The organism is Microbacterium sp. A93 (assembly GCF_051842835.1).
This window is the reverse complement of record NZ_JBPXMT010000014.1, coordinates 208,326-216,063: the sequence shown is the minus strand read 5'-3', so window position 1 is coordinate 216,063 and position 7,738 is coordinate 208,326. Positions and strand designations below refer to the sequence as shown.

Below are 7,738 nucleotides of genomic sequence, written 5' to 3'. Positions count from 1 at the left end.
TGACATCACCCCCCGGATCATCAACGACTGGGGGCAGCAATCATGCCGAGGCCTTCCGGCCAGCACACCCACATCCTCTACGAAGAAGGGGCTCCAAGAAAGGTAACGGGGTCGGCCATCAGTGCAGACAACCGCACTAGTAAGCATCGAGTAGGGAGGGCTTGCCGAGAACCTCACCGGTCAATTCGGCAAGCCCTCCCTACTCGATCTGAGGGGGGGGGCAAGCCCTCCCTCCTCGATCTGGGCGAGGGCAGCGACTAGCGGCGGGGGCCGGTGGAGTCCGGGGCCTCGGTGATCTCCGAGGCGGGGCCGGCGTCCGGCGGGGTGTCCACGACGGCACCGGAACCGGTGAGGGCCGCGGGCCCGGCAGTGGCGGTGAGGTCCTCCGGCGGGGCCTCGTGGATCACCCCGGTGGGCTTGGCCGGGTTGTCCTTGACGCAGAGCACGGGCTGGTCGAGCTCCTTGAGCAGCCCGTCCGAGACGGAGCCCATGACGAAGCGGCCGAAGGTGCCGCGGCGCTTCATCCCGATCACCACCACGGAGGGCTGGACCTCGTCCGCCACGTCCTTGAGCTCGTCCAGCGTGGACCGGCCCCGTGCGTACTGGCGGAACTCGGCGGCGATCCCCGAAGCGTCCAGGATGGCCTGCAGCTCGCGCTGCTGCTCGTCCGTGACCATGTAGTCGTGCCGGTGCTCGCCGCCCGGGCCGGCGTTGACCACCAGCAACCCCTCATGGGTCAGCCGCGCGATGCGGATGGCCTCATCGAGGGCCGCCTTGGACTCCCTGCTGGCCGTGTAGCCGACGAGGATGGTCATGGGTGCTTCCGCCGACCTTTCGGCTCGATCCGGCTGAACCGCTCCAGCACGGCATCCGGGCTGAACCGGGCCGCCGTCATGAGGGAACGGAAGCGGCGGGAGGGGATGCACACGCCCCGGCCCTCGGCAGCGGCGGTGAGGCCCTCGCGGACCACGTCCTCGGCGTCCATCCACGCCCACTTGGGCTTCTTGGTGGTGTCGATCCCGGCGCGGGTGTGGAACTCCGTGCGCACCGGTCCCGGGCACAGTGCGGTGACCGTGACGCCCTCGGGCTTGTACCGGGTGTTGGCCCAGCGGCTGAAGCTGATGGACCAGGCCTTCGCGGCGCCGTAGCTGCCCTCCGGGAGGAGCCCGGCCACGGAGGAGACGTTGATGATGCGTCCGCCGCCGCGGGCCAGGAAGGACTGGACGGCGGCGTGGGAGAGCAGCATGGGGGCTTCGGTGAGCAGCCGGAGCATGGCCAGCTCGTCCTCGGCCTCACTCTCGTGGAACTCGGTGGACAGCCCGGATCCGGCGTTGTTGACCAGCATGGTGATCGGCTGGTCCCGGGCGCGCAGCCGCGCCGACACCACCTGGACGCCCTCGGCCGTGGACAGGTCCGCCGTGAGGGTCTCCACGGTGATGCCGTACTGCGCCTCGAGCCCTTGGGCCTTGGCCACCAACTGGTGCGGGTTCCGGGAGGTGATGACGAGGTGGTGCCCCTGGCCCGCCAGTTGCCGGGCGAACTCCGCCCCGATCCCGGCGGTGGCCCCGGTGATCAGGATCGTCTGACCGGAGCGCCGGGACGAGGGCACCACGGGGATCTGCCCGTCCTGCTGGAGTGTGCGTTCATCGAGTTGTTCTGCCACGTGGTCCGCCTTGCTGCATGACTGCCGTTCGACTGCCGATAGTGCTGAGGGGGAGGTGGTGGACCCTCCTCCATCCATGGTATTTGCACGGACCACCCCCGTGCGCTATCCGTGCGGCGCGGGAGGTCACAGTCTGGATACTCTCGGTTCAGTTCTCGTCAGTTCTCGTCAGTTCTCGTCCGCGGCATCACTCAGGTACGCCAGCTGCGCGCCGAGGGACATCAGGGCGGCGGGGCGCAGCCGCTCTTCGATCTCCGGGTAGACGGCGGGCAGGAGTCGCTGCGCCAGTTCGTCGGCGGAGGCGCGGTCCCGCTCGGCCGGGTCCAGGCCCGCGAGGGCCAGCCGGACCTGTTCCAGCCGTTGCCGCCGGTGCTCGCGGTACATGATCCCCACCTGGGCGATCGAGGGCAGCACGGGACCGTGCGCGGGCAGCACCGTGGCGTCGCCCAGGGCGATCAGCGTCTCGAGGGAGCGCAGATAGTCCGCGAGCGTGCCGTCCGGATGGTCGATCACGGTGGTCCCCCGGCCCAGGACCGTGTCTCCGGTCAGCACGGACCCGGCCGCGCCGTCGTCGGGCAGGGCGAAGGAGAAGGAATCCGAGGTGTGCCCGGGGGTGTGCCAGGCGGTGAGCACGACGCCGGCCGCCGGGATGCGCTCGCCGGGCACCAGGGGTGCCCCATCCCGGCACCAGTCCGGGGAACCGGCGCGCACGGGAGCACCGGTGTGGGAGGCGAAGAGGTCCACGGCGCCGGTGTGGTCACCATGGTGGTGCGTCACCAGGATCAGCTCGATGCGGCGCCCGCCGGCGGCCGCGAGCACCTTCTCGAGGTGCTGCTCGGCCCCCTCGGCCGGGCCGGGGTCCACCAGCACGACGGCATCGGCGTCCGGATCCCCCACCAGGTAGGTGTTGGTGCCCTCCAGGGTCATGCCGGAGGGGTTGTCCGCCAGGACGGAGGAGGTCAGGTGGGAATCGGCGCCGGGCGCGGAGGGGGCAGACGGGGAGGACGCGGGGTCGGTGGAGGCCATAGGCTCAGTGTATGGAGCACAGTGAGAACAACCAGTCCCCGCAGGGCCGCTACGTCACAGCCGGGGAGTTCTCCCGGGACACGAACTACATCCAGGACCGGATCGTGGCGGATCCGGCGGCCGCGCTCGCCGCACCGCGGGTGGCCGGGGACAAGATCGGCCGGGCCCGGGGCGGCCTGACCGAAGGTGCCGAGGCGTGGCCGGTGGAGCCCGGGAGGTACCGTCTCGTGGCGGCGCGGGCCTGCCCCTGGGCCAACCGCACCATCATCGTCCGCCGGCTGCTGGGCCTGGAGGACGTCATCTCCTTGGGTACCCCGGGGCCCACGCATGACGAGCGGTCCTGGACCTTCGACCTGGACGTCGGGGGCAAAGACCCCGTGCTGGGCACCGAGCGGCTGCAGGAGAACTACTTCACGCGCTTCCCGGACTACCCGCGCGGGATCACCGTCCCGGCGATGGTGGACATCCCCACCGGCGCCGTGGTCACCAACGACTACCCGCAGATGACCCTGGACTTCTCCACGCAGTGGCGGCAGTACCACCGCGAGGGCGCCCCGGACCTGCTGCCCGCCGAGACGCTCCCGGAGATGCGCGAGGTGGTCACCCGGATCTTCACTGAGGTCAACAACGGGGTGTATCGCTGCGGCTTCGCCGGCTCCCAGGAGGCCTATGACGCCGCCTACGAGCGGCTGTGGACGGCCATGGACTGGCTCGAGGAGCGCCTGACCGGTCAGCGGTACCTGATGGGGGACACCATCACCGAGGCGGACGTGCGCCTGTTCACCACGCTGGTGCGCTTCGACCCCGTCTACCACGGGCACTTCAAGTGCAACCGCAACAAGCTGGACGAGATGCCGGCCCTGTGGGGCTACGCCCGGGACCTCTTCCAGACCCCCGGCTTCGGGGACACCGTGGACTTCGAGCAGATCAAGAGCCACTACTACGAGGTCCACCGGGACATCAACCCCACCGGGATCGTGCCGCGAGGCCCCGAGCTGGCGGGCTGGCTCACCGAGCACGGCCGCGAGGCACTCGGCGGCTCCCCCTTCGGTCGGGGCGCGGCACCCGGCCCCGTGCGCGAGGACGAGCAGGTGACCCCCGGGCACAACCCCCTCTACCCCGCGCCCTCAGGCGCGAAGTGACCTCACCCCCACCGTTGTGACGTGGTCCCGTCGCTCTGTGCCTGAACCTCACCCGATCAAGCCACCCAAACCCACCCAGGAGGACCCTATGCGTGCTGTCGTGTTCGAGAACTACCAGACCTTCCCCGTACTCAAGGACGTCGAGAAGCCGGTTCCCGGCCCCGGTGAGGTCCTGCTCAAGGTGGCCGGCGCCGGCGCCTGTCACTCCGACGTCGCGATCTTCCAGGACTTCGCAGAGGGCGCCCCGGGTGCCCAGAAGCCGGAGTTCATCCTGGGCCACGAGACCTCGGGCTGGATCGAGGAGCTCGGCCCCGGCGTGGAGGGCCCGGTCCAGGGCGACGCCTACCTGGTCTACGGGCCGGTCGGCTGCCAGCACTGCCGCGCCTGCTCGCGCGGCCAGGACACCTACTGCGAGAACGCCGCGACCATGCCGTACATGGGCGTGGGGCTGGGACGCGACGGCGGCATGGCCGAGTACGTGCGCGTGCCGGCCCGCAACCTGGTCCCTTTGGGCGACGCCGACCCGGTGGCCGCTGCCTCCCTGGCCGACGCCGGGCTGACCCCGTACCACGCGATCAAGCTGGCCCTGCCGCACCTGAACGGCGGCGGCAAGTTCGCCCTGGTCATCGGCCTGGGCGGGCTGGGCCTGCTCGGCGTGCAGATCCTCAAGGCCCTCACCGGGGCGACCGTGATCGCCACGGACATGAAGCCGGAGGCGATGGCCGAGGCCGAGAAGCTCGGCGCCATCACGGTGCCCGGGGGCGAGGGCCAGGTCGAGCGGATCCGCGAGATCACCGGGGGCCGGGGCGTGGACGCGGCCTTCGACTTCGTGGGGGTGGCGCCCACCGTGAAGACGGCCATGGACTCCACCGCCCGCCAGGGCCGCTGCACCATCGTGGGGATCGCCGGCGGCTCCTACGACTGGTCCTTCTTCACCGCCCCCTACGAGGTGGAGCTGACCAGCACCTACTGGGGCACCATCGAGGAGCTGTACGAGGTGGTCGACCTGTACCGGGCCGGCCAGCTGGACCCGATCTACACCACCTACCCCATGGATCGCGCCCTCGAGGCCTACCAGGCACTGGTGGACGGGAAGATCTCCGGCCGGGCCGTCGTCGTGCCTCACGCCTGACGACCTGCGGCACCACCGGGGCAGATTGTTGAACAATCTGCCCCGGTGGTGCATGCTGGGGTGACCACGAAAGAGACGGAGATCACCTCGAGTGAACGCAGCACACGCCACGGCCCAGATCGACCTGAACAGTGATGTCGGAGAGTCCTTCGGCTCGTACACGATGGGGGACGACGCCGCGATCTTCCGCTCCGTCTCCTCGGCCAATGTCGCCTGCGGATTCCACGGCGGGGACCCCTCGATCATCGCCCAGACCTGCCGGGACGCCGTGGCCGCCGGCATCACGGTGGGTGCCCACGTGTCCTACCACGACCTGGCCGGCTTCGGCCGCCGGTTCCTGGACTGCTCACCCACCGAGCTGGCGGACGACGTGCTCTACCAGATCGGTGCCCTCGAGGCGATGGCCGCCAGGTCCGGAACCGCCGTCCGCTACGTCAAGCCGCACGGCGCCCTCTACAACGCGATCGTCCACCACACCGAGCATGCCCGGGCCGTGGTGGACGCCGTCAAGGCGTTCAATCCGGACCTGCCCCTGCTCCTGCTGCCCGGATCCGTGGCCGCGGAGATCGCCCGGGCTGAAGGCCTGCAGGTGGTGAGCGAGGCCTTCGCCGACCGCGCCTACACCCCCGAGGGCACCCTGCTCTCCCGCAGCGAGGCCGGAGCCGTGCTGCAGGACGAGCGCGAGGTGACCGCGCGCATGGTCCGGCTGGCCACGGAGGGGGTCCTGACCGCCGTGGACGGCACGGACCTGCGGGTCGAGGCCGCCAGCATCTGCGTCCACAGCGACACCCCGGGCGCGGTGGCCATGGCCGCGGCGGTCCGTGCCGGGCTGGAGGAGGCCGGCGTGCGGATCGGCTCGTTCGTATGAGCGGCGCCTTCGGCCGTTCTGGTCCTGAGGCGCCCGATGCTGCCGTGGCGTCCGGTGGCCGCCGGATCCGTTGGTCCGGCCCGCGCGCGTTCCTGGTGGAGTGTGCCTCCCTGGGCGAGGTGGTGGCCCTGCACGCCCAGTTGGCGGCCGAGCCGCTGCCCGGCCAGGTCCAGGCCCTGGCCGCCGCGGAGACGGTGGCACTGTCCTTCACCCATCGGGGGGCCGCCGTGGCCGGGGCACAGGTGGTCCGGCACGGTGAGGTGACCGCCGGCGGCCTCAGGGAGGGACGCCTCGTGGAGATCGAGGTGCTCTACGACGGCGAGGACCTTCAGGACGTGAGCACCCTGACCGGGCTGAGCCCCGAAGGCCTCGTCCGCTGGCACACCGAGACCGACTGGGTCGGCGCCTTCGGCGGCTTCGCCCCGGGCTTCACCTACCTGACCCCCGCGGACCCCGGCGCCGCCCCGCTGGACATCCGGCGCCGGGCCAGCCCGCGCACCTCCGTCCCGGCCGGGTCCGTGGCGCTCGCGGGATCGTTCTCCGCCGTCTACCCGCGCGTCTCCCCGGGCGGCTGGCAGCTGATCGGCCGCACCGGAGCCACCCTGTGGGACCTGGACCGCGACTCGCCCGCGCTCGTAACCCCCGGAGACCGGGTCCGCTACCGCGCCGTCCGCGAGCTCGTCACGGTGCGGACCAGCGGGGGGCCGGGACCTGAGAACCCGGGCACGACGCCGACCGGCACCACCCTGCCCGCGCAGGCCGCCGCGTCGGTTGGCCCGCAGGCCACCACCGACGAGCCCACCACGGCCGTCCCCGCTATCCCTGCCGTCCCCAAGCCCGCGCTGCTCGTGGAACACCCCGGACTGCAGTCGCTCCTGCAGGACCTGGGACGGCCCGGCCGTGGCGACCTCGGGGTCCCCGTGGCGGGGGCCGCCGATGCGGCCTCGGCGCGGCAGGCCAACCGGATCGTGGGCAACGCCCCCGATGCGGCCGTCATCGAGACCCTGCTCGGTGGGCTGGTCCTGCGCGCCCGGGGGCACCACGTGCTCGCGCTCGCTGGAGCAGAAGGCCCCGCCCGCATCACGGCCGCTGATGACACTGCAGTCGCCGACGTCAATGCAGTCGCCGACGACACGGCCGCCGCCCCCCTCTCCGCAGCGAGGCCCGGGGCGTCAGCCGAGCGCCCCGCCCCGGCCCGCGCCCCCTTCGCCCTCTACGACGGTGAGCTCCTGACGCTCGGCGAGCCGGACGCCGGACTGCGCACCTACGTGGCCGTGCGGGGCGGGCTGGAGGCCGCCACAGTGCTGGGCAGCCGCTCCACGGACACCCTGTCCGGGCTGGGTCCCGCGCCGCTGTCCGCGGGCACCGAGGTGCCGGTGCGCGTAGGGGCCGGCGTAGGCGCTGTCGGCACCGCCGTCGGGAGCCCCGAGCCGCCGTTGCGGCCGATGCCACGTGCCGGGGCGACCACCACGCTGCGCGTGAGCCCCGGGCCGCGGGACGACTGGTTCGGTGCCGCCGGACTGGAACGGCTGACCGGCCAGGACTGGGAGGTCGGACACCAGTCGAACCGCATCGGTGTGCGGCTCGAGGTGTCCAATGAGTCCGCCGGCGCCCCGCTGGAGCGGATCCGGGATGGCGAGCTGGCCAGTGAGGGGGCCGTGGCCGGGGCGCTGCAGGTCCCGCCCTCCGGTCTGCCGGTCCTGTTCCTGGCAGACCACCCGGTCACCGGAGGCTATCCCGTGATCGGGGTCGTGGGGCCCCGGGACCTGACCCTGGCCGCACAGCTGCCGCCCGGCGCATCGGTCCGCTTCGAACTGACCGACCTGGACGCCGCTGACAACACCGACATCACCGACACCATTGACGCACCTGATGAGCACCGGACCCGAGGGGACTGACCCGATGAG

General features: G+C 71.8%; 7 protein-coding genes. 4 read left to right on the top strand and 3 right to left on the bottom strand.

Going from position 1 to position 7,738, the window contains the following annotated elements; all coding sequences use genetic code 11:
* Positions 1-257 precede the first annotated feature (257 nt).
* From ACSU1G_RS29480 to ACSU1G_RS29470, 3 genes are all read right to left on the bottom strand, one after another.
* Positions 258-815, bottom strand: a complete 558-nt coding sequence (locus ACSU1G_RS29480) for a universal stress protein (RefSeq protein WP_439284346.1) — start codon at positions 813-815, stop codon at positions 258-260.
* Positions 812-1,663: an SDR family NAD(P)-dependent oxidoreductase gene (locus ACSU1G_RS29475; protein ID WP_439284344.1), complete on the bottom strand. Its 852-nt coding sequence runs from the start codon at positions 1,661-1,663 to the stop codon at positions 812-814. Before ACSU1G_RS29475 ends, ACSU1G_RS29480 begins: the two co-directional genes overlap by 4 nt.
* A 168-nt stretch (positions 1,664-1,831) precedes the next feature.
* Positions 1,832-2,689, bottom strand: a complete 858-nt coding sequence (locus tag ACSU1G_RS29470) for an MBL fold metallo-hydrolase (RefSeq protein ID WP_439284342.1) — start codon at positions 2,687-2,689, stop codon at positions 1,832-1,834.
* Between the two features lie 11 nt (positions 2,690-2,700).
* On the opposite strand from ACSU1G_RS29470, the gene ACSU1G_RS29465 reads away from it, so the two are divergent.
* The 4 genes from ACSU1G_RS29465 to ACSU1G_RS29450 all read left to right on the top strand — a co-directional run bounded on the left by ACSU1G_RS29465 (position 2,701) and on the right by ACSU1G_RS29450 (position 7,729).
* Positions 2,701-3,831 (top strand): glutathione S-transferase family protein, encoded by a 1,131-nt coding sequence (locus ACSU1G_RS29465; RefSeq protein WP_439284340.1) that lies wholly within the window; start codon positions 2,701-2,703, stop codon positions 3,829-3,831.
* An 88-nt stretch (positions 3,832-3,919) separates the two neighbouring features.
* Positions 3,920-4,963 (top strand): NAD(P)-dependent alcohol dehydrogenase, encoded by a 1,044-nt coding sequence (locus tag ACSU1G_RS29460; protein WP_439284338.1) that lies wholly within the window; start codon positions 3,920-3,922, stop codon positions 4,961-4,963.
* Between the two features lie 91 nt (positions 4,964-5,054).
* A complete protein-coding gene (locus ACSU1G_RS29455) occupies positions 5,055-5,831 on the top strand; it encodes a LamB/YcsF family protein (RefSeq protein ID WP_439284337.1) in 777 nt (258 codons plus the stop codon).
* Positions 5,828-7,729 carry a carboxyltransferase domain-containing protein gene (locus tag ACSU1G_RS29450; protein ID WP_439284335.1) on the top strand — a complete coding sequence of 634 codons (1,902 nt, stop codon included), beginning with the start codon at positions 5,828-5,830 and terminating at the stop codon, positions 7,727-7,729. The genes ACSU1G_RS29455 and ACSU1G_RS29450 overlap by 4 nt, the downstream gene beginning before the upstream one ends.
* The last annotated feature ends 9 nt before the right edge of the window (positions 7,730-7,738 follow it).